The sequence below is a fragment of the Methanobacterium bryantii genome (assembly GCF_002287175.1).
Taxonomy (GTDB): domain Archaea; phylum Methanobacteriota; class Methanobacteria; order Methanobacteriales; family Methanobacteriaceae; genus Methanobacterium_D; species Methanobacterium_D bryantii.
The window spans coordinates 195,443-218,270 of the sequence record NZ_LMVM01000023.1; the positions used below are offsets into that span (position 1 = coordinate 195,443).

The following is a 22,828-nucleotide window of genomic DNA, read 5'->3' on the forward strand; positions in this document are numbered from 1 at the left end:
TTATTTTTATAATTACATTCCCTATTTAATACAGTAAAATCCAGCCTGCATATAAGAATACCAGAACATCTCAACTACACTAAATCCGCTTTTTCTAAGTAATGAAAGATGATCCTCAACAGTTATAGGGAAATATTCTACACCAAACCGTTTAATATGGTTATCAGCATCAACAACTGTTTTACCCATTGAAATTTGAAATTTTCTCCAGTACTCTTTCCCTATTTCAGTTCCTTTGTCTGTAAGCGGGCTGATATTTTCAAATGTCACATAAACTCCATTTTCATTTAAATTATTATAGCATGACTTTACGGCTTTGTATCTTTCATCTTCGCTTAAATAATGGTGTGATTGAATTGAAGTAATTACATCAACTGGATCTGAAAGAGAAATATCCTGACTTGGTGTAGGTTCTAGAAATTCCACATTTTTATTATTTTCTAATTTTTCTTTTGCTTTGTTTAACATGTCTGCAGAAGGATCAGCCAGTATAAAAACCGTACTTTGGAATTTTTGCAGTGCTTTTTCTACCAGATTACCTGTTCCACAGCCGGTATCTAACCAATATTTAGGGTTTATATCCATTGATTCAACTAAATTAAGAATTTCCTGGTGAAAGAAATTATAATAAGGAATTGTATTTGCTATTTGTAAGTCATATTCACTTGAAAGGTGTGATGTTAAATTATCTAATTTCTGCATTTTTATTTCTCCAAACGATCTGTAAATTAAGATTAAAGCTAATCTTTAATATAGTAAATAACTAAATAGTTTTGACTACTTATATGAGAAATCTGTTTATATGTTGTTGACCCCAAAAAAATCAGAGTTAGCAAAAAACTTTGTTTTTTGCACTATTGAAAAGCAAAGCTTTTCGATGCCCCGAAATTATAAATTTCGAGGGCTCCAAGAAATTCTATAGAATTTTTGAGAGATTTTTGGGCTATCAAACACATCGTGTTCGGGCATGCAAAAATTGGAAATTTTCGCGGTTGCAAATTTACCATTTTCAAATATCAAAAAATTATTAGGTTTAAAAAGTTATGTTTACGGAACGAAGTTCCGTAACCGTGAAAATTCTATGAATTTTCACATGTTATTTACTATAATTTTAAGAATACATGATTTGATCCTAAATTTCTAAAGCTCATGTCCATAACATGTCATGAATTATACTTTCAAAATTGTAATGTTGGTATATGCATATCTTAAAACATGCAATTTACCTCAAGATCACACGAAAATTTATTTACACAACTTCAGGAACATGAGCGTTAAAATAAACATCTCAAATTTTTATACAAATAAACCAATTAGATGTGCAGATATGAAAACCCAAAAATATGAAATTATTCCAGTTAAAACAGGTTACATCAAGCCAAACGAATCATACGACATAATCATTAATAATGCGGAGAATTTATTAGAAGATGGAGATTATCTTGTAATTTCAGAGACTCCCATAGCCATAGCCCAGGGCAGAATGGTTGATGAAGCATTAGTTAAACCTTCATATCTTGCAACTTTTCTTGCAGATATCTGGTCAAAATACCTGTGGGGTTATATCCTCGGCCCCCTTTTAAGAATTAAACAGAGAACAATTAAAAATCTAAGAAATTTACCCCCTGAAGCACGATCACATAAAGAAGTTGTACTAAAATATTATGGATTAAAACATGCTTTAAAACCTGCTTCTGAAGCTGGAATTGACCTCAGTAATGCACCGGGGACTTATGTCTCTCTGTTACCACACGAGCCGCAGCATGTGGTGGAAGACATTGCACAAAAAATATCTAAAAATGTTGCAAAAGAAGTTGTAGCTATAGTAATTGATACAGATGCAACTTATGAATTTTTAGGTATGAAATTTACATCACTTCCCATAGCTGCAGAAGGAATTAAAGCTAATTTTGGAATAATGGGATATATGCTGGGAAGATTCGGCAGAATCATAGGCCCTACCCCCTTAGCTATCTCCAAACCCCAGAATATGGAAAAAATCCTGGAAATTGCCAAAGTTGCCGATGATTACCAAAACCAAACTGAATACAGTATGAAAACGGTTTACGACATGGGAAATACATTTGACAAAGAAGTTGACAGCGTAACAATTGAAATGTTGAGTTCTATAGAACATACCCCCGCAGTCATCATCAGGGAGCTTAAATAATGATTATATCTATTGACATCATTGTCCGCCATGATCAATATTGTTACATCCAAATAATTAAATAGTAGTATAACAATAATAATAACAAGAGTCAAAATGTGTTACTCAACATCATTTTGATAAAAATTAAAATTTAAATGTCTTAAGAACCAGTGTTTTTCAGAAATGCTCGTTAAATATTTTTTTAATTTAACTTTAACGACTTTGCAATTTACATCTACCGCACTTTTTTAAAATAATTTCCTAGGAGGATAAACATGCTTAATGTTAATGGCCCAGTAACTCAAGAATTAATTAAATCTTCCCTATCTAAAGAAGGAACCGAGATTCTAAACGAAACTATGGTTCAAGAATTGATCCATGAAGTCACTGAAGATAATGAACATAGTCTCACCATTATCAAATGTCTTTTAGAAGGTAAAATAACTGATGAAGAAATTTCAGAAGAAATCGAAGTAAGACTCAATATAGTGAGAAGAATTCTTTACAAACTCTACGATGCAGGACTTGCAAGCTACAAGCGAAGTAAGGATCCTGAAACTCAGTGGTACACCTACAGCTGGACATTTGAAAAAGACAGTGTTATTGAAACTATTTCTAAGAACTACGAAGAAAAAGCAGAAGAAATCGAAGAATCATTAGCATATGAAGAAGACAATATGTTCTTTGTATGTACCAATGGATGCAGATTTAAATTTGAAGAAGCTGCAGAGTACAACTTCATATGTCCGGAATGTGATGAAACACTAGAGTACCAGGATAACACTTCCGTAATCAGTGGATTAAAAGAACAAATGAACTAATTCTTTTTCAGGGGCAAATATTTGACTATTAAAATTTTAAAGGATTTAAATTGCCCTATTCATTTAATTAATCATTCCAAGGCTGTTTGCATGAAAGCCTTGAAATTATCTTCTAATTTTGATGTTGATATCGAACTGGTAGAAACAGGCGCTCTACTCCACGATATTGGTAGATCTAAAACAAATGGCATAGATCATGCAATAGCAGGCGCAGAAATACTAAAAAATATGGGATTCCCCGATTCCATTGCAAATATTGCACTGAGGCATATAGGTGCAGGTATTCCAAAAGAAGAAGCAATACAGCTAGGTTTACCTCCACAGGATTATATTCCACTTACACTCGAAGAAAAAATTGTCGCCCATGCAGATAATTTAACCCACTGGGACAAAGAAGTAAATTTAGATTTTGTAATTAAAAAGTGGAATGAAAGGCTTGGAGAAGATCATCCATCAATCAAGAGGATTATCAAGCTCCATAATGAGATTGTAGGTTAATACTTATTAATTTTCAGTTTTTTACTATATGTAATTATATTTTCTTAGTATCAATGATCTCAGATTTCTCATCCTGTTTAAAACTGTTTTTATATTCCACTTGCTCAATTTTACAGCCAGACCCAATGGTTACATCAGTTCCCCTCACTATTTTTGCAGTTGTGTTTTCAAGGTAAACACTGTCTCCTTCAATAATATCTGCAGTAAGTTCATTTTGTTCGCCGGGCATGACAATAAGTTTAAGGCCTAAAAAGCTTAATTTTCCGCTTTTTTTAACTGTGATTTCTGATCCACCAATTTCATGTACTTTACACGGCCAGTATAAGTTTATTTTTACTATATCTGCATTTAACAGCCCATCAATTGTAAGACCTCCTTCTACAGTGAAAATTTCGGCGTTGCAATCTCCACCAGTTCTGATATTCCCTGTAATTTTAGCCTCATCTGCAACTAATTCACCGTTAACTTCAAGTTCCCCCTGAACTTTAACTTTTTGAACTTTTAGATTACCTTTAACATCTGCCTCGCCCCTTATGGTTACCTTACCTTCAGCTTTTAGGTTTCCATCAACTCCACCTTCCCCATTAACTTTAAAATCAGTGCAGTCAATATTTCCATCTAACATTCCTTCCCCCATTATGCTGACATTATTTGCTGCATTTAGATTGCCGTCTACTGTACCTTCTCCATTAATTTTAAAATCCTTACATTCAATATCACCATTTATTTTTCCTTCTCCCATTATGCGAATTTTATTGTACTTCCCGCCGGATGAACTTCCAGATCCATAAATTTTTAAATCTTCAACTTTGTTTTCCATAATAATCTCTCCTTAAATAAAACCCACAAAAATCACAGATTTTTGGGGTGTTTGCAAATCTCTCAAATCCGAAGGATTTGGAGCACAAAAATCACAGATTTTTGTTAGCTTCGATTTGCAACCGTAAAAAACGAAGTTTTTTACATGTTTGCAAAATTCCATAATTTTCGAGCATTAAAGAAAGAGAACTAATCCTCTTTCCAGCTAAATGTAGCTACCCCTAATCCAAACAGTATGATTCCAAGTACTGCAACAATTAACAGGTTAATACATGCATCTCCAGTATTTCCTGTGATCATAGAACTTCTCAAACCTTCACTCAGGTAAGTTAAAGGAGATATTTTTGCCAGATACTGCAGGAACCACGGCATATTCTCAACAGGTATTAAAGTCCCTGAAACGAACATCAATGGAAATGTTATAACTCCCACAGCGTTCATGGCAGATTCTTCATTTTTAACGAAGTTTGCAACCACTATTCCAAACCCTGCAAAAAGTGCAGTTCCAAGGACTATCAACAGTAAACTTATCAGGTTGATATTTGGATGTATGTTAAATACAAGCCATGCCAGGAATACAGCCACTGCCAGAGAAAGAATCACCAGCACAGTCCATGTGGTAATTCTTGCAGCAATCCATTCCTTACTTGAAAGGGGGGTGGTTGAAAGTTTTCTAAACACACCACTACTACGTAATCTTGCAATGGTTCCCACTGCCATGTTTGTTGCTGCAGACATTATAGTAATAGCAAGTATTCCTGGAAGCAGGAAGTCAAAGTAGTTCATTCCAGATGAAGCAGCTTCAGTTGGGTTTACATTAATAATATTTTTGGCACCAGCCATTTTCATGTTGAAACCATTTGCAACCTGTTGAACCACAGAAACAGCCGCCATGGATGTAGATTTTGACTTGTCGTAGTATATTGGTAAATCAGCACTAGGAAGACCACCAGATCCTGTCGTTAAAATGTCATGCCCAAATCCTTTCGGTATTTCAAGATATGCGGAGACTTTCCCATCTTTAAGCATCTGCTCCAGATTCATACCTGAACCATCTTTGAGTTCCAACGCCCCTGTAGAGTTCAATGCCTGAATAAAAGAATTCGACATCTGTGAACCATCGTTATCCTGATAATATAATGTGATAGAGCCAGATTGACCACCAAATATGTATCCAAATAAGAGGAATAAAACTATAGGAAATACAAACATCCAGAAAATGTTCATTCTGTCCCTGAAGGTCTCTTTAAAACTGTATTTAATATCAGTAGTAATTCGTGACATTTATTTTCCCCCTTCAACAAGCTTATCACCAGTTAAATTTAAAAATACATCTTCAAGGGTTGCTTTTTTAACGTAAAGCTCTTCGCATGTTAAACCACTTGCATTAATAATAGATATTGCATCAGACATGCTCTTCATACCATTTCCTTCTTCTAATTCTACCAGAATGTCATTGCCTTCAACTTTACAATCAGGGATAGCTTTAATAAGTTCACCTCTTGTATGTTCGTCACATTCTCTGATAATAAGCATATTACCCCCACCATAACGATTTATTAAGTCTTCAGGGGTTCCTTCAGCAATGATATGGCCGTTATGTAAGACACACACCCTACCTGCAAGATAGTGGGCTTCATCCATGTAATGAGTTGTAAGAAATACGGTCTTACCCTGTTTTTTTAATTCTTTAACTGCATCCCATACGTCTCTTCTTGCTTTTGGGTCAAGACCAGTGCTTGGTTCATCAAGAAAAACTATTTCAGGATCATTTACAAGCGATATAGCAATTCCCACACGTTGTTTTAAACCTCCAGAAAGGTCCTTAAATAAAACATCTCTTTTATGCTCTAAACTCAACATTTTGACGAGGGCATCCACGTCTACATGTTTTGGATACATTTGAGCAAAATAATCGATATTTTCATATACTGTCAACCATTCAAATGCATTAAAATCCTGCGGAAGCACGCCAATTTTTTGTTTAACTTTCATTTCGTCTTTTTTAATGTCAAATCCAAGAATATTTACAGAACCTGCAGTTGAACTTTTAAGACATTCCATTATCTCAACTGTTGTTGTTTTACCTGCACCATTAGGACCAAGGAAAGCGAATATTTCGCCTTTTTTGATACTAAATGATATATTATCTACTGCAGTGAAATCCCCGTATTTTTTTACCAGAGATTTCACCTCAATTACGTTATTTGTCATCTTTTTCACTCCATATAACTATCATAAACTCAACCCAACAGTAGTTAGCCTATTTTTTTCTATGAATACCTGCTTAATGTAAGAGCATGTGAAAAGTATTATCATTATCATATCCTCCTGTGAGTGCCAACCACAGCATTTTCATCCTGTTTGAAACTTTCATTATACTCTACAAGTTCAATTTCACAGTCAGGCCCTAATTCTATGTTATTTCCCCTCACGACTTTGGCATGGGTATTCTCTAGGTAAACATCATCTCCCTCAATAACATCTGCATTAAGACCTTTATCGTGCCCATGTGGCCAGATAAAGTTTTTTAGACCTCTTAATCCAAACCGGCCCATTTTTTTAACCGTGATTTTCTCACCGCCAATTTCGCGTGCCCTGGATGGCCCGTGTAAATTGAGTTTTAATTCACCTGCATTTAAGAGGCCTTCAACTGCAAACATGCCGTCTACACGAAACATTTCAGCGTTGCAGTCCCCTCCAATATTGGCATTTCCATAGGTTTCAGCCTCTTCTACAGATAAATTCCCTTCAATATTTACCATACCATTAACTTTAACTTTTTCAGCCCTCAAATCCCCTTTTATTGAACTATTACCATTAATTTTGGCAGTTTCTGCTTTCACGCTGCCTTTAACATTAGCCTGTCCATTAACTCTCAAATAAACACATTCCAGATCACCGCTTATACTTCCATTTCCATTTATAGTTACAGAGTTGTATTTGCCCCCAGTTGAACTTCCATGACCGTTGATTTTCAAGTTAGATATGCTCTCTTCCATAATAATCACCATTAAGCTATTTTAATTTTTAATTCCTCAATTAAATCAGATAAATTCATCCTTTCAATGAGGTTCATGCTGCTTTCAAAATGAATATCACAAACATTTGAGACCAGGCAGCAGGTTGAAATTCCAAGTTTACGCAGGAAAAGCAGTTCACCGCCTTTTCCCTTAAATTCAGGATATTTCTCTTCTAACAGATTTAATATTATTTCTCCCTCATCAAAATTGATTTTTCCAGATTCAAACATTTTATCTAAAATATAAATGTAAAGCATCTCTCCAAATGCAAATTTTTCTACCTCACCTTTCCTTTGGGTGTAAAAATTAAGGGTGGTCTTTGAAACAATGTTCCGTTCCACCAATTTTTCGCTTTCAAGCACTATTTCCCTTAAATTTGGGGAAAGCATGTCGGCAAGATCATCCAGCGATACGTCTCCTTTCATGTTTTTTATCTTTTCAACCCTATCCAGTATCCTGTCTTTTGGAAAAAAGGTCTCCTGGCCTGTGAATGTGGATTTCTTAATGAACCATTCTTCAGGTATGAGGTTTTTCCTTTTCCAGCGGTAAAGCTGGCCGTAGGAAATTCCAGTTAACTCCAAAAGCTCTTTTTTGGATATTAAATCGTCTTCCATACACAAATCACTTCCAATACGCTAGTTTCACTAATAAAACACCTAAGATCATTATAAATTTGGAGCGACCATCAAATGAGGAGGCAGTAAATATCACTTGATGGTTCTCACGTAACATAACATTGTTACGCTAACTATATAAACTTTACCTATTGAGGATTCTGTTAACTAAATGTTATGCCATTGAGCAGTACTACAATATGCACAATATCACCATATTTAGAAATTTATTACAGCTTTTTAAGGTATTACATCAATTTAAAATCAAAAAATCCCCTCAATAATTACTGAAATAAAACCTGATTTAAGTAATATGAAGAAAAATTGATTAATTTAGTTAAAAAAGGAAAAACTAGAAAAAAACTCCGCTTTAACCTCTTAAAACTCTTCCAATTTTTTTGTTAAAGTATATTTAGTATTAAATTAAATTAGAAGTGGTGGTTGGATGCTAGAATATGTAAATTATACAATAGAACAGAATATTGCATCAAAAGACATAAAAATTAAATATAAAGATATTAAACTCACTAAAGAGCAATATGATTATTTGAAAGACAGGTTAAACCTGTATATGTTCACTACACCGGATGAAGAATATCCTATGATACCATTAGCCAAATATAATGACTATTACGAATCATTAACAATAAATCTTATTATTAGTGCCCCTTTTAAGTCTAGTTTTAACGATCCTGACGAATTAAACAGGGTACTTGAAACTCATATAACTGGATTTCAAGAATTTTATGAAAAACAAAAAGAAGAGTTTGGCCCCATAAATCATGAAAAAGATTGATAGCTTTCTTTATACTGCCTTAGGTCTTTTTTTTAGCTCATATTTTTTATCTTCAATTTTATACTTTCTAATTTCAACATAAAATCAATTCTGCTATTTTAAATTAAATAATATTGCACTATATTGCATAATTTAAAATTCTGATATAAAATACACATTAAAATTTCCCATACATTTTAAAGAATAAGTTTCTGACAAGTCAAAAAATTATCAAATTACAGACATAAAAATATAATAATTACAGCACATATCTATATAATGCAAATTTAATTGATTTCACAAGTTTACTCTGCTAATTTCACTAAAAGAGGTAAAATATTGAATTTAAACAAAAAGAATATCATAATCTTTCTCGGACCATCACTGAGTGCTGATGAAGCTTCCAAAATATTAGATGCCGATTATCGTCCCCCAATACAGAGAGGAGATGTGACAGCTGCCTTGCAGGATAATCCAGACATAATTGGAATTATAGATGGTGTTTTTCACCAGCAGCCTGCAGTTTCCCACCGCGAAATATTAAATGCGCTTAAAAAAGACGTTACCATCGTGGGCGGGGCAAGTATGGGCGCACTCAGGGCATCAGAACTTGATGGCTTTGGAATGGTTGGAATAGGTTACGTTTATAACCAGTACAAAAACGGCTTTATCGAATCAGATGATGACGTGGCAATTGTTATTAACCCCCTAAATTTAGAACAGCTCTCAGATTCACTTGTCAGCATGGAATATAACTTCAAAAGGATGGTTGAGAAAGTAATAATATCTAAAGAAGAATTTAACAGATTATTTAAAACTGCAAAATCTATCTTCTATCCAAAAAGAACCTATGATCTGGTTTTTAAAAATGCAGATATTGATGATAGTAAAGTTAAAGAAATTAAAAAGTTTTTAGATGAAGAAGGAATTGATATCAAACGACAGGATGCAGTTGATGTTATAAAATACATTAAAAACATAACAGAATGAATAACAATTTCAAGATACAATTAATGTTAACATGACAAGTGAAAAAAGCAGCCATAAGATACAGTTGATGTTAAATACATTAAAAACAGGATAGACTAACAAAAATATTTTAACTCTAATCATACCTAATCCGTATTTAACTGAATTTACACTTATTGAATTTTAAGGATGAGTTTATGGACCTTGAACAGAAAATAGAAAAGATAAAAGAATGTCTTAAAGATAAAGAAGTTATAATTGCTTTTTCAGGCGGTGCAGACAGCACACTTATTGCAAAAATAGCAAAAGACGTGTGTAAAGAAGCTGCAGCCGTAACAGTAGATAATGGAGTTCTTCCTCCAGACTGTATCAGCAACGCAACTGAAATTGCAAAGGAAATTGGGATTCCCCACGAAGTGGTGAGATACAATCTCATGGAAAATGAAACTTTCAAATCTAATTTACCAAGCAGATGTTTTATCTGTAAAAATGAAATGTACAACAAGTTACAAGATATAGCAAACGAGAAAGGGATTTACACCCTAATCGATGGGACAAATATCAGTGATTTGCTTGAAGACCGCCCAGGAATAATGGTTAACTATGAAAAAAATATAGTCAGCCCCCTTGTATACGCCGGTTTTACAGACGAAGATGTAAGGAAAACTCTTAAAAAGCTGAATGTACATTATTCAACATCTACAACATGTTTTGCAACCAGGATTTCCAGATACAGCGAGATAAGCCCCAAAAAAATAAACAGGATAAGCTACGGCGAATCATTTATCAAAAATATGGTAAGAGACGGTCCTGTAAGGGTAAGAGACGACAACAATATTGCCAGGATCGAAGTTGGAAATGTCGAAAAACTATTAAACATGGGAATTTTAAATCATATAAACTCAGAATTAAAATCAGTTGGCTTTAAACGTGTTGCACTGGATATTAGCGGTTATGGGGAGCCAGAGAAAGAATTAGTTGTTTATAAACCGTGTAAAGATGAAGAAAATAAAATAATGTTTGAAACAGAACTGCCCTATGAATTAGATATTAAAAATACATGTTCAGAGCTTAAGAAACTAGGATCTACTAAATGTTCAGAGCAAATGGGAATAGCAATGCTTGAAATAGAAGGTAGAAATGTAACAGTATTTAAAACAGGCAAAATCGTTGCCAGACGTGTTACAGATAAAGAAGATGCAGAAAAGGTTTTAATTGATGTTCTGCCATGTATTAGAAGAAAATTGGAGTAAATATAGTTTTGAATAATTACTCCCCTATTTTTTATACATTCAAATTTTTACCCATTTAAAATATAATTAAAAGTCTTTATGCACGCTTCCGCTGGCCTTTCTTCTAGAACTGGTAAGTTTTTTCCAGAAACCCCTTGTATCTTCACTTTCAAAGGAGATATACCTTCCAGTAACTTCAATTTCCACACCATCAACTACCACACTATTTATAAATAGTTGAATAGTTGATGCATCTTCTAAAAGGTCATTTGCTTCGTAATCATAGTCTATCACAAGATCGTCATAGTCATAAACGTTTTTGATGGTACTTTTAATTGCATCTTCAATTAAATTAAATACTGTTTCAACTACTGGAACATTTGCCCACCAGCAGTATCCAAGGATTAATTTAAGTAGTATACTTTTAACAGACACTTCACCATCAAGTTTGGAAACAACTTTAATACTTCCGTTCTGCGATGTTATTTTGAGAGTAAGTAGTGATTCTGACATCTTAATCCTTAATTGCTTTTATTAGATCTGTAGCTCTTACAAGTCCTGTTAATTCTCCATCAACATCTATAACTGGTATCTGCTCAATATTATGATGCCTCATTTTATTGGCACATTCTGTCACAGTGGTTCTTGTGGTGGCTGTTATTAAATCAACTGCCACAACATCTTTAACCTCTTTATCAGAAAATTTAAGATGGTTTGTTATGACATAAAGAACATTTGTACTGTCCCATGACCATTTATCTCCTTCAGTACCTACAGATGTGTTATGAACTGTTCTCTCAGAGACAACTTCACTTTCATTTATAAAATCAGTTTCTGTGAGTATTCCAGATAATTTTCCATCTTTATTTAACGCGATAAGCACTTTAAATCCAGAATATCTCATCATTTCAAAAGCTACATTCAAAGGAGTTCTTTCCCATGTTGTAGGAATATTTTTAAGCATATACTCTTTAACTGGTTCTCCAATGTCTAGTTTAGATAATGCCTTTTGTATCAAATCAAATGCAGTAACTAAACCGACCAATTCCCCATCATGAACAACTGGAACTCTTCTTATGTTGTTTTCTATCATTTTGATTGCGGCATCTTTAATATCATCATCTGGAGTAGTTGTTACCAGATTTCTAGTCATTATAAGAGCTATTTGTTCTTCATCCGGGTTATTTACAAGATCTGATCTTGTAACTAATCCAACAAGTGTCTTTGTTCCAGATTTTACAACAGGCAGGCCTGACACATTCTTTTCTCGCATTAATTCCAGAGCGTTCAAACGGTTCCCTGGAACCTGTATATAGTGTATATCCTCTGACATTACCTCTTTTACAAGCATTGTTACACCAACTAATAAAAATAACTACAAAACAGATATTCAAATTTAATGCACGACTAAAACAGGGCACTGTGATGACCGTACCACATTTTCAGTCACACTTCCCAGTAAAAATCGGTCTAATCCATGTTTTCCTGAAGTACCCATTACAATAAGGTCAACACCTTCTTCTTTCACAGTATTTATTATAATATCTGAAGGAGAGCCTTCTTTAGTACTAAGGGTCAATTTAACTTCTTTTTGACATTCATCTTCAATTTTACTTTCCTTTAATATGTCAGAAATCTTCTCCAGTGATTTATGCCCTTCTTCTTTTAGCATCTCTTTGATCCGCACTATAAGATCCTCTGCAGGTAATCCAACAAGCGATGATGTCTCAATTACGTTTAGAGCTATAAGTTCTGCACCGTTTAATCTTGCAAGCCATATTGCATGTTTTGCAGCCTTGTTTGCATACTCAGAACCATCTGTAGGCAGTAAAATTTTTTTATACATGAATTCACCTCTTAAGATAATATATGACTTAATAATATATATTTTAATTGTACTGATTCAAATATTATATAAACTAGATTATTAATTTTTACTTAATTAAAAGCTGATTTAATATTAACGTATTACTAAAACAGGACATGGTGCCGATCTCATAGTGTTTTCAGCTACACTTCCAAGCAAAAATCTATTAACACCATGTCTTCCAGCAGTACCCATTACCACAAGATCTATATTTTCCTCATCTATAGTTTTGAGTATTTTATCTGCAGGAGACCCTTCTTTAAACTTCAAATCTAATTTAACATCCTTCCGGCATTTTCCACCATCTATAATTCCAGTCAGCATATGAGAATATTCATCAAACACCCTTTGTACGTCCTGCTCTAATTCTTTTTTTAGTTCAGCTTTATTAACTGATCTGATTCCACTAAATCTAGGGGTTTCAACTACATATAAAACCAGTATCTCTGCACCGCTTCTACTTCCTATTTGAAAAGCTTGTTCTGCAGCCCTTTTTGCATTTTCAGAACCGTCTGTAGGCAATAAAATTTTTTCATACATTAATCCACCTCTCACATTTTTCTAATAATAGTCCTATGCTGTAAAATGCCATAAATTAATTAATATATACAATATTGCCTTCTGTGATTAAACCAACTATATCTTTCGGTTCTGTTCTGTTAATAAGAGATAATATTGAATTACCTGAAAATTCTTTTACAATGATAATATCTGCAGTACTTTCTTCTTTTATACATCCTGTATTTAAATCAAAGGCATTTGCAGCGTTTACTGTCGCCATCTTAAATATTTCTGCGGGAGAAAAATATTCTCGGTAATAGCCACGAGTTACTTTCAAGGCATATTCCATTTCCCTCAACATATTAGGGGAATTAAACATTATATTATCTGTTCCAAGAAGTACATTTATTTTATGTTTAAGCATGTCACTTATTGGTGGAATTCCAACAGAAAGTGTTCCATTTGATCGGGGGCATGAGACCACAGAACTACCGCTGTCACCTATCAATTTTAAATCATCCCCAACAGGAGCTGTAACATGAATTAAAGCATTTAAATCTGATTCAACAGCCCTTTGAACTTCACTCTTCCCAGTTGCTTTAATAGAATCCTCCTGCAGTTTTTCATATTCTGCAGTATGTATTGCAGAGATTTTTCCATGTTTTTCACATATTTTAGCAATTAAAGCCACCACTTCATCCCTTATTTCGCCAAATCCACTTAAACCTATACCATCACACGATTTAAGGAGATTCTTAGTGATGCTTTTAATTTCTCCCTTTCCCACATCAGGATCAAAAAATGAGTTATCCCTTCCAAGAACTATTTTTCGTATTTGAATATCTTCAGAAGCTTCTTCTAGTAAACATATCCCTTCAAGTCCTCCTTCTCTAAAATCAACGAAAGTTGAAGTGCCGCTTGCAAGCATATCATTCATAGATCGCTTCATGGAATTTATGATTTCTTCAGGTTTTGATTCTTCAAGTATTCTATGTTTAAGACCGTTTGGTGGTTTAACAATTTCAGCTATAGTTTTTCCATCCCCAACATCGCAGGCTATAGAATCGCCGATATGGACATGAGAATTAATAAACGCAGGGGCCACAATACATCCCTTTGCATCGATCTTTTTACCGCCCTTGACTTTACCTCCAGTAATTTCAATTATTTTATCGTCTTCAATTACCACATTTGCCTTAATGGCATCCATGCCTTCCCCATACAGTACTTTGCCATTTTCAATTGTTATCATGTGAACATACCTTCAGAATCTGTTCTTTACCCCTATTTTTATATATTAATTTATAAAAAGTACGACAACATTATTTAATCTTTTAATTTTCTTTCAGTTCATAAATCATAGTTTTATAAAATATAATATAGTAATCAAATAATTTAAACTATTTTTGAATCTCATTTAAAGTAGATAAATAATAAAAAAAATAGTTATGTCCTTTTTAAAGTTCCACAGATATGCAGATAATATTAAATTAGAATAAAATCTGGAATTAATTATAACTATAGCTCATATAGACTTTAAATGCTATTATAACATGATTTATTCAAAAGCATTAATAATTAATAAAAGAATATTAAACAATTTCAAAGAATTAAACTCAATTAACTATTATAAATAATTTAACTGATAATTATGCATTTGCGAAAATTTTTAGGCCGCCTATTCAAATGAAATAGGAAATATCGAATTTAATCAATTAAATCATTACACTTGACTTCCAATACTGTAAGTTTAATTAACTATGTCCTGACAGTGAAATTGTTCATATATTCGCTGGTTTTCAACTTTATTTATATTACCTTAAGTTTAGAAGCCTTTCTTTGTCTAATCTATTTATTAGTAACAGAATCAGAATAATGAAGCACATCTCTAGTATTAGTGTCATACTGTAATAAGACAAGATAGAACCGGCATGTACAACATTTGTAACATCTGAGATAGGTTTAGTGGCACTAGATACAGCTGCAACACTGCCTAGACCCGCTAGTAACAATACGGTTATCATGTTATCTTGAGAGAATCTCAGCAATAACCATGATGAAAGCATGATATATATCAAAGAAAATAGGGGAATTATACATAATATCAAGATCCAATCTCCTAAAGATAAATATACACTAATACCTTTAAACCAAAAAAAGATACTTAATACACCTACACCTAAGAAAACCAGAGGATATGTTAGTAAAGTTAGCGCACAAATTTTTCCTACCCATAGTTTGGTAATAGAAATTGGCGCTGCTAATATAGATCCAAATATTCCTAAAATTTTTTCATCGTAAAACATACTTTGAGATAACGTAACGCCTGTCATCCACACTGCTATTGAAGGAATTATTATGTAACAAAGTTTTATAGACAAAAAATTTACCATTTCATTTCCATAATTTTGTGTAGAGTATACATAGCCCATCATCAAAACCATTCCAAGAGTAAATAATACAAGTGTAATATATTTACTATTTCTCCAGGCTATGCTCGCTTCTTTTAGAATAATCGTTTTTAATTGGGTATTCATTTGACTACCTCACTAATTTTACTATTCTCGTTTTGTTTAGAATAATTATTTTCAATTGAGTATCCATTTGACTCCTTCACTAATTTTAGATATATTTCTTCAATAGATTCATCATGAGATTTTAAAAGGTTATCTAAAGTATCACTGTAAATTAATTTTCCTTCCTTAATTATAATTACATGAGAGCTTATTTTCCGAACTTCTTCTAAATCGTGAGATGAAAATAGGACAGATTTACCTTCGCTTGCAAAATTTTTAATTATATTCCTTATAATATGCCTTGATTCTGGATCAATCCCCAAAGTTGGTTCATCTAATATCAATAGCTCTGGTTCTGGAATTAATGCTCTTACCAAAGCTAGTCTTTTTGTCATACCGTAGGAGTACTTAAATACTCTTTCATCCCCCCATTTATCTAATTCAACTAGTTCTAGTAGATCCTTGGCACGACTATAAGCTATTTTTTTATCAATATTATACAAACCACCCCAATAAACTAAATTTTCCAACCCAGTTAGATCTTGAAATAAACCATTAAATTCAAGCATAAAGCCTATTTTAGTTCTATTTTGCAGGTTTATTTTGTTGTTAGAGTAAGGATCACTTCCCAATACTTTTATTAGTCCACTATTTGCTTTGATCAAACCTAAAATTAGTTTGATTGTTGTTGTTTTTCCAGCTCCATTTGGACCCAAATATCCTAAAATTTGACCTTTTTCGACATTTAGAGTAATCCCCTTCAAAGCCTGAAAATTACCATAGTATTTTTGCAACTCTTTTATTTCTATAATACTCATTCCAAACATTCCTTAGGAATTTTTATTTTTATACTCACCCAATTGTTATTATGTACTTACTTAACATATGAACTAATAAAATAAATATGTTTTGATTAAAAGCATTGATTCATAAAGTAGAATAGTACAAAATTAAAATTAATGGTTATATATGCATTAAATTATGATCTATTACTTATTAATGTTACAATGCAAAGAAACAGGGATAATATTATTTAAAAATAAGAAAGTACAGTTTCTATGTGAATAAGACCTTTTATTGCATCTATAAAACGTAATTTAGAATTACTTTATTATCTTTTTAGTTTAAGTATAAAAATTGAGTTATAAAATTAAAAAATAGAAAAAATATGGAGTTAAAAAGGAAAGTTAAAATGACTTTCCATTATTATTCTCATTTATCTCAGAAACCTTCTTATTATAATCTGTTTTAACTGTACCATGCTTGTATTTAAAGTAAACCTTGTAAGTTTTGTATGCTCCAGATTTAAGCCCATATGTGTAGATATTTTTATAATAAGTACCGTACCATGCCCTTGTGTAACAAACCCCTGAAGAAGCAGTTCCCTGGTTTTTAACAGTTACGTACAAATAATTTCCAGATTTATAAGCTTTTGTTATTACAAGGTCAGGTTTCGGGTTTACTGCAGTATTATACCATTTTTCAGCAGCAGCATTATCGTAAGCAGTAGTTTGAGCAGCGGTCGGAAATTTGCCGCTCCAGTTACCTACAAAAGCACACATTCCATCATCATTCCGCCACACCCGAACACCGCTGTAAGTCGTATACTTGGTTATCTTTTCATAATTTTTACCGTTAGCATCCGAGAAACTTGTTGCTCCCCTTAAAAAATCATAAACTATCTCTGCCCCACTCCAGCCAGTGGCATAATAATTTGCCCCTGCACTATTGAACATCTTTGCAAAGTTGTAAACCGTTTCTGTGGGATTTGCAACTTCTTTTCCATTAACCCAACCCGTTGAAAAACAAGTATGCAACAAAATTACGGGAATATTTTTCTTAAATGGTGCTGTAAACAGTTTTCCATTCCATCCTTCACGCATTTGACCATTTATACCCCAAATAAATCCATTAGATCCAACAAGAGCGAAAGGGGCTTTTGCTGTTCCTCCATTTCCATCATAATTACCAGACTGATAACCTCCATGTCCTTCATAGATCACAGCATCCGCTTTGTACATTCCTTTTATAATGTTTTTAGTAGTTGCATTTTCTTTATAAAGTGCCACAACCTTGTATCCCTTACTTTTTAGAGTTTTAACAAGTGTTGAAGCTTCATTGTAATTATTAGAATCAGATATGATAAGAATATGGGCTTCAGCAGCAGGTAAAAAAGTAAAAACCCCCACCAGAAATGCCGCTAAAGTTAATTTCAATAATTTCTTTTTAGATTTATACACCTTTATACCCCACAAAGAAATAAGACAGGTAATAAACTGTTAAAAAATCACATCAATATCATTTTTATTGTGTATTTAAGTGATTTAAGGCACATGTTAATAAAACTAGCGTTAAATAAAAAATATATATAAATAATAATACTATAAAATAATTATTTAAGATTTATTTAAAATATTTTTAAAGTGATTATAAAAAAAGTAGGTAAAATAAAGTTTTACCCAATTTAAAGAGCACATACTACCATATTTAATAATAATTATCTATTGCACTTTTAACAAGTTTAAAAAAATAATTTAAATCATTTTTAAGAGTTATACACAAATAGTTCCATGATTTATAAACATTCGAAGTTACAAGATCCAAATTTGGAATGCCGCCAAATACATTTCCTGCTACATTATTATCATACCATTTTTCAGCTACAGCATCATTGTAAGGAGTAGTTTGAGCAGCAGTTGGGAATTTACCCTTCCAGTTGCCAACAAAAGCAGCTATTCCATGGTCATTCCGCCACACCAGGGTGCCGTTGTAACTTGTACTTTTTGTTATCTTTTCAAAGTTCTTATTGTTGGCATCAGCAAAGCTTGTTGCCCCACCTAAAAAATCATAGATTATTTCTGCCCCGTTCCAGCCGGTAGCATAATAATTTGCCCCTGCACCAGTAAACATCCTTGCAAAGTTGTAAACAGTTGCAGTAGGGTTTGCAACCTCCTTATTTTCAACCCACCCATCAGAAAAACATGCATGCAGCAATATTACAGGAATGTTCTTTTTAAATGGCGCTTTAAATGTTTTATGTCCTAATCCAGTGCTCATTTGATTCCCCACACCCCATACAAAACCGTCAGATCCAATAAGCGCAAATGGAGGGCTTGCAGTTCCGCCATTTTGATCATAATTTCCAGATTCATAGCCGCCGTGTCCTTCATAGATCACAGCATCCGCTTTGTACATTCCTTTTATAATGTTTTTAGTGGTTGCATTCTTACCATAAAGCCATAAAACATAGTATCCTTTACTTTTTAAAGCTTTGACAATTTGTGAAGCTTCATCATAATTATTTGCATCAGATACAACAAGAATATGCGCCTCAGCAGCAGGTAAAAAAACAAAAATACATATCACTGTAGCTAAAGCCACTTTCAATAAATTTTTTGAAACTCCATGCAATTTTATGTCTCCAATATAAAAAAATTTAATTTTATACCATTCACCACATTTTTCCAGAGGTGGTACATGACTGGTAAAATGAAGTTGCATATAATTTATTTCATTGTAATACTATAAAATATTTATTTAATAAGGCCCATGTCTCAAAAGTTGTGCAAATATTATATTATTTTTCATAGTAGGTGAACTACATGTTTTAAGATAATTTGCATATCAATCAAAATTACAATTTAAGATGAATTATATTCATGCACTTATCAGACATGAACGTTTAATAAAATTAGTTAGAATGCTTAAAAAGATAGTTAAGTTAATTAATTGGATTAATTTTGTAATTGGGATACTAAGTTCAAAAATTAAAAATAAGGATTTTTAAGGCCTATGATTTATGGTAATCATTCAATGATTTTACTCCAATTTCATCGCCTTTAACCTTTTCAATTGCAGTAAGTGCTGCACGAGCTCCTGCAAGTGTTGTAACATAGGGTATTCCAAGTTCAATTGCCATTCTCCTTATGAAATAGCCGTCATCTGCAGACTGTTTACCTGAAGGCGTATTTATTATAAGATCTATTTCATCATTTACCATTGCTTCTTTTATATTTGGAGAACCTTGACTGATTTTTTTAATTCTTCCAATTTTTACATGGTCTTCGACTGCTTTTGCAGTTCCCCTTGTTGCTACAAGATCAAATCCTAGCTCTTCTGCTTTTTGAACTATATCAAGGATTTTAGTTTTATCGGCATCTTTTACACTTATAAATAATTTACCTTCAGTTGGAAGCTCCATACCCGCTGAAAGCTGAGATTTATAGTAAGAAACACCGAAGTTCTCATCAATTCCCATGCTTTCCCCGGTTGACTTCATCTCAGGGCCGAGTATTGCATCGGATTCTGGAAGTTTGATAAATGGAAATACTGACTCTTTAACAGCCACATGGTCAATTTTAACCATATCTACAAGGCCCAAATCTTTTAATTTGGTGCCCATCATTAGTTTAGCCGCTACTTTTGCAATTGGCACTCCAACAGCTTTACTGACAAATGGAACAGTTCGGCTTGCACGTGGATTTGCCTCTAAAATGTAAACTTTAGGGTTTCCATCATCTTTTACTGCATACTGGATATTCATAAGCCCAACTACATCCAGTTCAAGTGCGAGTTTCCTTGTGTAATCTTTAATGGTTTCTATAACTTCAGCAGGAATAGTCTGTGGTGGTATAACACATGCTGAATCTCCTGAGTGTACTCCTGCCTCTTCTATGTGTTCCATTATTCCACCGATGAATACATCTTCGCCGTCACACAGGGCATCCACATCCACTTCAATAGCATCTTCAAGGAATTTATCCACAAGGATAGGATGTTCTGGCGAAATTTTTACAGCTTCTTTCATGTATTCTTCAAGTTCTGTGTTATCGTAAACTATTTCCATAGCTCGCCCACCCAGTACATATGACGGACGGACCAGTACAGGGAATCCTATTCTCTCTGCAGCAGTTTTAGCATCTTCAAAGGAATGAGCAATACCAAAATCTGCCTGAGGAATTCCAAGGCGATCTAAAACTTTTGTAAATTGTTCACGGTCCTCTACACGGTCTATACTCTCATGAGGAGTACCTAATATCTTTACTCCTTCCTCTGCAAGAGGCACAGCTAAATTTATTGATGTTTGACCACCAAACTGTACAACCACACCATATGGCTTTTCTTTATTGACTATGTTCATGACATCTTCCAGAGTCAATGGTTCAAAATAAAGCTTATTGGAGATATCATAATCAGTACTAACAGTTTCAGGATTGTTATTTATAACTATAGTTTCTATTCCTTCTTCTTTAAGTGCCATTGCACCATGTACACAACAATAATCAAATTCTATACCTTGCCCAATCCGTATAGGTCCGGCACCGAGTATAATAACTTTTTTATTATCAGAAACTTCCACTTCATCAAACTGTTCATATGTGCCATAGTAATAAGGAGTTTTTGCCTCAAATTCAGCAGCACATGTGTCAACCATCTTATAGGTTGGAATGATTCCATTCTCTTCCCTTAAAGCCCTTACCTGTTTTTCAGGCATTCCTGTAATTTGAGAAAGTTTTTTATCTGAAAAACCCATTCTTTTTGCTTTTTTCAGTAAAAATGGATCAGAAATAGTGTCTTTGTTTAATTCTTTTTCAAAATTAATGATATTTAATATTTTATAAAGGAAAAATCCGTCAATTTTAGTGATCTTCTTTATCTCTTCAATGCTTACGCCGGATTTAAGAGCCGTATACACCTGAAATATCCGCTTATCAGTAGCATTTTCAAGTAATTCCTCATTGAATTCCACATCGTCAAATCCATATCGCCCAATATCAAGAGATCTTATGGCTTTATGGAGAGACTCTTCAATTGTTCGCCCTATTGCCATAACTTCCCCAGTAGACTTCATCTGGATTCCAATCTGCCTGTTTATACCTTTGAATTTATCAAAGGGCCATCTGGGTATTTTAGCAACAACATAATCAATAGAAGGTTCAAAAGAAGCAGGTGTTTCTTTAGTAATATCGTTTCTGATTTCATCAAGGGTCATTCCAATGGCGATTTTAGAAGATATTTTAGCTATTGGATATCCGGTTGCCTTGGAAGCTAATGCACTGCTTCTACTTACCCGTGGATTCACTTCAATTACTTTATATTCACCAGTTACAGGATGCACTGCAAACTGTATGTTACATCCTCCCTGAATTTTTAATGCCCTTATTATTTTAATAGAAGCATTTCTAAGTCTCTGGTTATCATCATCACTTAAAGTCTGAGAAGGAGCAACAACGATACTCTCTCCAGTGTGTATTCCCATTTGGTCAATATTCTCCATGTTACACACAATTATGCACGTGTCATTTTTATCACGCATAACCTCATATTCAAACTCTTTCCAGCCCATTACAGATTGATCAATAAGTACCTGACCAATATAACTCATGTCAAGCCCACGGGATGCAACCTCCATTAATTCTTCTTCATTATGGGCCACTCCCCCACCAGTACCTCCAAGAGTAAATGCAGGCCGGACAATAACAGGGTATCCAATCTCTTCAACTGCTTTTAATGCACCTTCCAGTGTGTCTACAGCGTGGGCTTTTGGTACCGGTTCATTGAGCCTCTTCATAAATTCATCGAAAAGTTCACGATCTTCTACATTTCGTATAGTTTCTACTGATGAACCTATTACCTTAACACCTTTAAGAGCACCTATTTCCTCAAGTCCAGTTGCGACATTTAAACCCGTCTGTCCCCCCATTGTTGGTAAAATTGCATCTGGTTTTTCTTTTTCTATGATTTTTGCAACGATTTCTGGAGTTAATGGCTCGACATACACTCTATCTGCCATATCTACATCCGTTTGAATTGTTGCAGGATTACTATTTACAAGTACAGTTTCAATTCCCTCTGCCCGGAGGGATTCACACGCTTGAGAACCAGAGTAATCAAATTCGGCTGCTTGACCTATTTGAATTGGCCCTGATCCAATGATAAGAACTTTTTTTATGTCATGATCCTTCGGCATCTTTATCCCCGTTATTTTGTAACTTATTATTTTTGTGAGTTTAAATCCATTGAACTATGTTTTTATCTTTA

22 protein-coding genes are annotated in these 22,828 nt (G+C 33.6%); 6 read left to right on the forward strand and 16 right to left on the reverse strand.

Going from position 1 to position 22,828, the window contains the following annotated elements:
• Positions 1–21: 21 nt before the first annotated feature.
• A complete protein-coding gene (locus ASJ80_RS09515) occupies positions 22–702 on the reverse strand; it encodes a class I SAM-dependent methyltransferase (RefSeq protein ID WP_069585615.1) in 681 nt (226 codons plus the stop codon).
• A 625-nt stretch (positions 703–1,327) separates the two neighbouring features.
• Here ASJ80_RS09515 and ASJ80_RS09520 point away from each other — a divergent pair.
• The 3 genes from ASJ80_RS09520 (at position 1,328) to ASJ80_RS09530 (ending at position 3,471) form a co-directional block, all read left to right on the forward strand.
• On the forward strand, positions 1,328–2,170 hold the full coding sequence (locus ASJ80_RS09520; protein WP_069585641.1) for a coenzyme F420-0:L-glutamate ligase: 843 nt from the start codon (positions 1,328–1,330) through the stop codon (positions 2,168–2,170).
• 326 nt (positions 2,171–2,496) lie between these two features.
• Entirely contained in the window at positions 2,497–2,973 is a 477-nt protein-coding gene (gene tfe / locus ASJ80_RS09525; RefSeq protein WP_069585642.1) for a transcription factor E, read from the forward strand.
• 21 nt (positions 2,974–2,994) lie between these two features.
• Positions 2,995–3,471, forward strand: coding sequence for a TIGR00295 family protein (locus tag ASJ80_RS09530; protein WP_069585616.1), 477 nt, complete (start codon positions 2,995–2,997; stop codon positions 3,469–3,471).
• A 34-nt stretch (positions 3,472–3,505) separates the two neighbouring features.
• Here the strand turns inward: ASJ80_RS09530 and ASJ80_RS09535 are convergent, their stop codons facing one another.
• The 5 genes from ASJ80_RS09535 to ASJ80_RS09555 form a co-directional block, all read right to left on the reverse strand.
• Positions 3,506–4,291 carry a bactofilin family protein gene (locus ASJ80_RS09535; protein WP_069585617.1) on the reverse strand — a complete coding sequence of 262 codons (786 nt, stop codon included), beginning with the start codon at positions 4,289–4,291 and terminating at the stop codon, positions 3,506–3,508.
• Between the two features lie 188 nt (positions 4,292–4,479).
• Positions 4,480–5,574 carry an ABC transporter permease gene (locus tag ASJ80_RS09540; protein ID WP_069585618.1) on the reverse strand — a complete coding sequence of 365 codons (1,095 nt, stop codon included), beginning with the start codon at positions 5,572–5,574 and terminating at the stop codon, positions 4,480–4,482.
• A complete protein-coding gene (locus ASJ80_RS09545) occupies positions 5,575–6,504 on the reverse strand; it encodes an ABC transporter ATP-binding protein (protein ID WP_069585619.1) in 930 nt (309 codons plus the stop codon). It lies immediately after the preceding gene.
• 107 nt (positions 6,505–6,611) lie between these two features.
• Positions 6,612–7,292 (reverse strand): polymer-forming cytoskeletal protein, encoded by a 681-nt coding sequence (locus ASJ80_RS09550; RefSeq protein ID WP_069585620.1) that lies wholly within the window; start codon positions 7,290–7,292, stop codon positions 6,612–6,614.
• An 11-nt stretch (positions 7,293–7,303) separates the two neighbouring features.
• Positions 7,304–7,927: a YhbD family protein gene (locus ASJ80_RS09555; protein WP_069585621.1), complete on the reverse strand. Its 624-nt coding sequence runs from the start codon at positions 7,925–7,927 to the stop codon at positions 7,304–7,306.
• Between the two features lie 445 nt (positions 7,928–8,372).
• On the opposite strand from ASJ80_RS09555, the gene ASJ80_RS09560 reads away from it, so the two are divergent.
• From ASJ80_RS09560 to larE, 3 genes are all read left to right on the forward strand, one after another.
• Positions 8,373–8,723 carry a hypothetical protein gene (locus tag ASJ80_RS09560; protein WP_069585622.1) on the forward strand — a complete coding sequence of 117 codons (351 nt, stop codon included), beginning with the start codon at positions 8,373–8,375 and terminating at the stop codon, positions 8,721–8,723.
• Between the two features lie 318 nt (positions 8,724–9,041).
• Positions 9,042–9,692: a TfuA-related McrA-glycine thioamidation protein gene (locus tag ASJ80_RS09565; RefSeq protein ID WP_083241068.1), complete on the forward strand. Its 651-nt coding sequence runs from the start codon at positions 9,042–9,044 to the stop codon at positions 9,690–9,692.
• A gap of 176 nt (positions 9,693–9,868) precedes the next feature.
• Positions 9,869–10,924, forward strand: coding sequence for an ATP-dependent sacrificial sulfur transferase LarE (gene larE / locus ASJ80_RS09570; protein WP_069585623.1), 1,056 nt, complete (start codon positions 9,869–9,871; stop codon positions 10,922–10,924).
• Between the two features lie 66 nt (positions 10,925–10,990).
• Here larE and ASJ80_RS09575 read toward each other — a convergent pair whose 3' ends face one another.
• From ASJ80_RS09575 to carB, 10 genes are all read right to left on the reverse strand, one after another.
• Positions 10,991–11,416, reverse strand: a complete 426-nt coding sequence (locus ASJ80_RS09575; RefSeq protein WP_069585624.1) for a hypothetical protein — start codon at positions 11,414–11,416, stop codon at positions 10,991–10,993.
• A 1-nt stretch (position 11,417) separates the two neighbouring features.
• A complete protein-coding gene (locus ASJ80_RS09580) occupies positions 11,418–12,254 on the reverse strand; it encodes a CBS domain-containing protein (protein WP_069585625.1) in 837 nt (278 codons plus the stop codon).
• Between the two features lie 45 nt (positions 12,255–12,299).
• A complete protein-coding gene (locus tag ASJ80_RS09585) occupies positions 12,300–12,749 on the reverse strand; it encodes a universal stress protein (protein WP_069585626.1) in 450 nt (149 codons plus the stop codon).
• Between the two features lie 114 nt (positions 12,750–12,863).
• Positions 12,864–13,310 carry a universal stress protein gene (locus ASJ80_RS09590; RefSeq protein WP_069585627.1) on the reverse strand — a complete coding sequence of 149 codons (447 nt, stop codon included), beginning with the start codon at positions 13,308–13,310 and terminating at the stop codon, positions 12,864–12,866.
• 55 nt (positions 13,311–13,365) lie between these two features.
• Complete coding sequence (locus ASJ80_RS09595; protein ID WP_069585628.1) at positions 13,366–14,523, reverse strand: amidohydrolase family protein; 1,158 nt, start codon at positions 14,521–14,523, stop codon at positions 13,366–13,368.
• 562 nt (positions 14,524–15,085) lie between these two features.
• Positions 15,086–15,808, reverse strand: a complete 723-nt coding sequence (locus ASJ80_RS09600) for a hypothetical protein (RefSeq protein ID WP_069585629.1) — start codon at positions 15,806–15,808, stop codon at positions 15,086–15,088.
• Complete coding sequence (locus ASJ80_RS09605; RefSeq protein WP_176720335.1) at positions 15,805–16,605, reverse strand: ABC transporter ATP-binding protein; 801 nt, start codon at positions 16,603–16,605, stop codon at positions 15,805–15,807. Before ASJ80_RS09605 ends, ASJ80_RS09600 begins: the two co-directional genes overlap by 4 nt.
• A gap of 369 nt (positions 16,606–16,974) precedes the next feature.
• Positions 16,975–18,027, reverse strand: a complete 1,053-nt coding sequence (locus tag ASJ80_RS09610; protein ID WP_245837553.1) for a CARDB domain-containing protein — start codon at positions 18,025–18,027, stop codon at positions 16,975–16,977.
• Between the two features lie 247 nt (positions 18,028–18,274).
• On the reverse strand, positions 18,275–19,198 hold the full coding sequence (locus ASJ80_RS09615; protein ID WP_141705219.1) for a hypothetical protein: 924 nt from the start codon (positions 19,196–19,198) through the stop codon (positions 18,275–18,277).
• A gap of 379 nt (positions 19,199–19,577) precedes the next feature.
• The gene (gene carB / locus ASJ80_RS09620; RefSeq protein WP_069585632.1) at positions 19,578–22,757 is read right to left on the reverse strand and encodes a carbamoyl-phosphate synthase large subunit; all 3,180 of its coding nucleotides are present in this window, start codon (positions 22,755–22,757) and stop codon (positions 19,578–19,580) included.
• Positions 22,758–22,828: the final 71 nt, after the last annotated feature.

What these genes read in the sequence shown, in the direction of transcription:
- ASJ80_RS09605 (WP_176720335.1), bottom strand. Translation starts at nt 16,605, where the DNA reads ATGAGTATTATAGAAATAAAAGAGTTGCAAAAATACTATGGTAATTTT.
- ASJ80_RS09515 (WP_069585615.1), bottom strand. Translation starts at nt 702, where the DNA reads ATGCAGAAATTAGATAATTTAACATCACACCTTTCAAGTGAATATGAC.
- ASJ80_RS09520 (WP_069585641.1), top strand. Translation starts at nt 1,328, where the DNA reads ATGAAAACCCAAAAATATGAAATTATTCCAGTTAAAACAGGTTACATC.
- carB (WP_069585632.1), bottom strand. Translation starts at nt 22,757, where the DNA reads ATGCCGAAGGATCATGACATAAAAAAAGTTCTTATCATTGGATCAGGG.
- ASJ80_RS09540 (WP_069585618.1), bottom strand. Translation starts at nt 5,574, where the DNA reads ATGTCACGAATTACTACTGATATTAAATACAGTTTTAAAGAGACCTTC.
- ASJ80_RS09550 (WP_069585620.1), bottom strand. Translation starts at nt 7,292, where the DNA reads ATGGAAGAGAGCATATCTAACTTGAAAATCAACGGTCATGGAAGTTCA.
- ASJ80_RS09545 (WP_069585619.1), bottom strand. Translation starts at nt 6,504, where the DNA reads ATGACAAATAACGTAATTGAGGTGAAATCTCTGGTAAAAAAATACGGG.
- ASJ80_RS09585 (WP_069585626.1), bottom strand. Translation starts at nt 12,749, where the DNA reads ATGTATAAAAAAATTTTACTGCCTACAGATGGTTCTGAGTATGCAAAC.
- ASJ80_RS09595 (WP_069585628.1), bottom strand. Translation starts at nt 14,523, where the DNA reads ATGATAACAATTGAAAATGGCAAAGTACTGTATGGGGAAGGCATGGAT.
- ASJ80_RS09600 (WP_069585629.1), bottom strand. Translation starts at nt 15,808, where the DNA reads ATGAATACCCAATTAAAAACGATTATTCTAAAAGAAGCGAGCATAGCC.
- larE (WP_069585623.1), top strand. Translation starts at nt 9,869, where the DNA reads ATGGACCTTGAACAGAAAATAGAAAAGATAAAAGAATGTCTTAAAGAT.
- ASJ80_RS09575 (WP_069585624.1), bottom strand. Translation starts at nt 11,416, where the DNA reads ATGTCAGAATCACTACTTACTCTCAAAATAACATCGCAGAACGGAAGT.
- ASJ80_RS09590 (WP_069585627.1), bottom strand. Translation starts at nt 13,310, where the DNA reads ATGTATGAAAAAATTTTATTGCCTACAGACGGTTCTGAAAATGCAAAA.
- ASJ80_RS09560 (WP_069585622.1), top strand. Translation starts at nt 8,373, where the DNA reads ATGCTAGAATATGTAAATTATACAATAGAACAGAATATTGCATCAAAA.
- ASJ80_RS09535 (WP_069585617.1), bottom strand. Translation starts at nt 4,291, where the DNA reads ATGGAAAACAAAGTTGAAGATTTAAAAATTTATGGATCTGGAAGTTCA.
- ASJ80_RS09580 (WP_069585625.1), bottom strand. Translation starts at nt 12,254, where the DNA reads ATGCTTGTAAAAGAGGTAATGTCAGAGGATATACACTATATACAGGTT.
- ASJ80_RS09555 (WP_069585621.1), bottom strand. Translation starts at nt 7,927, where the DNA reads ATGGAAGACGATTTAATATCCAAAAAAGAGCTTTTGGAGTTAACTGGA.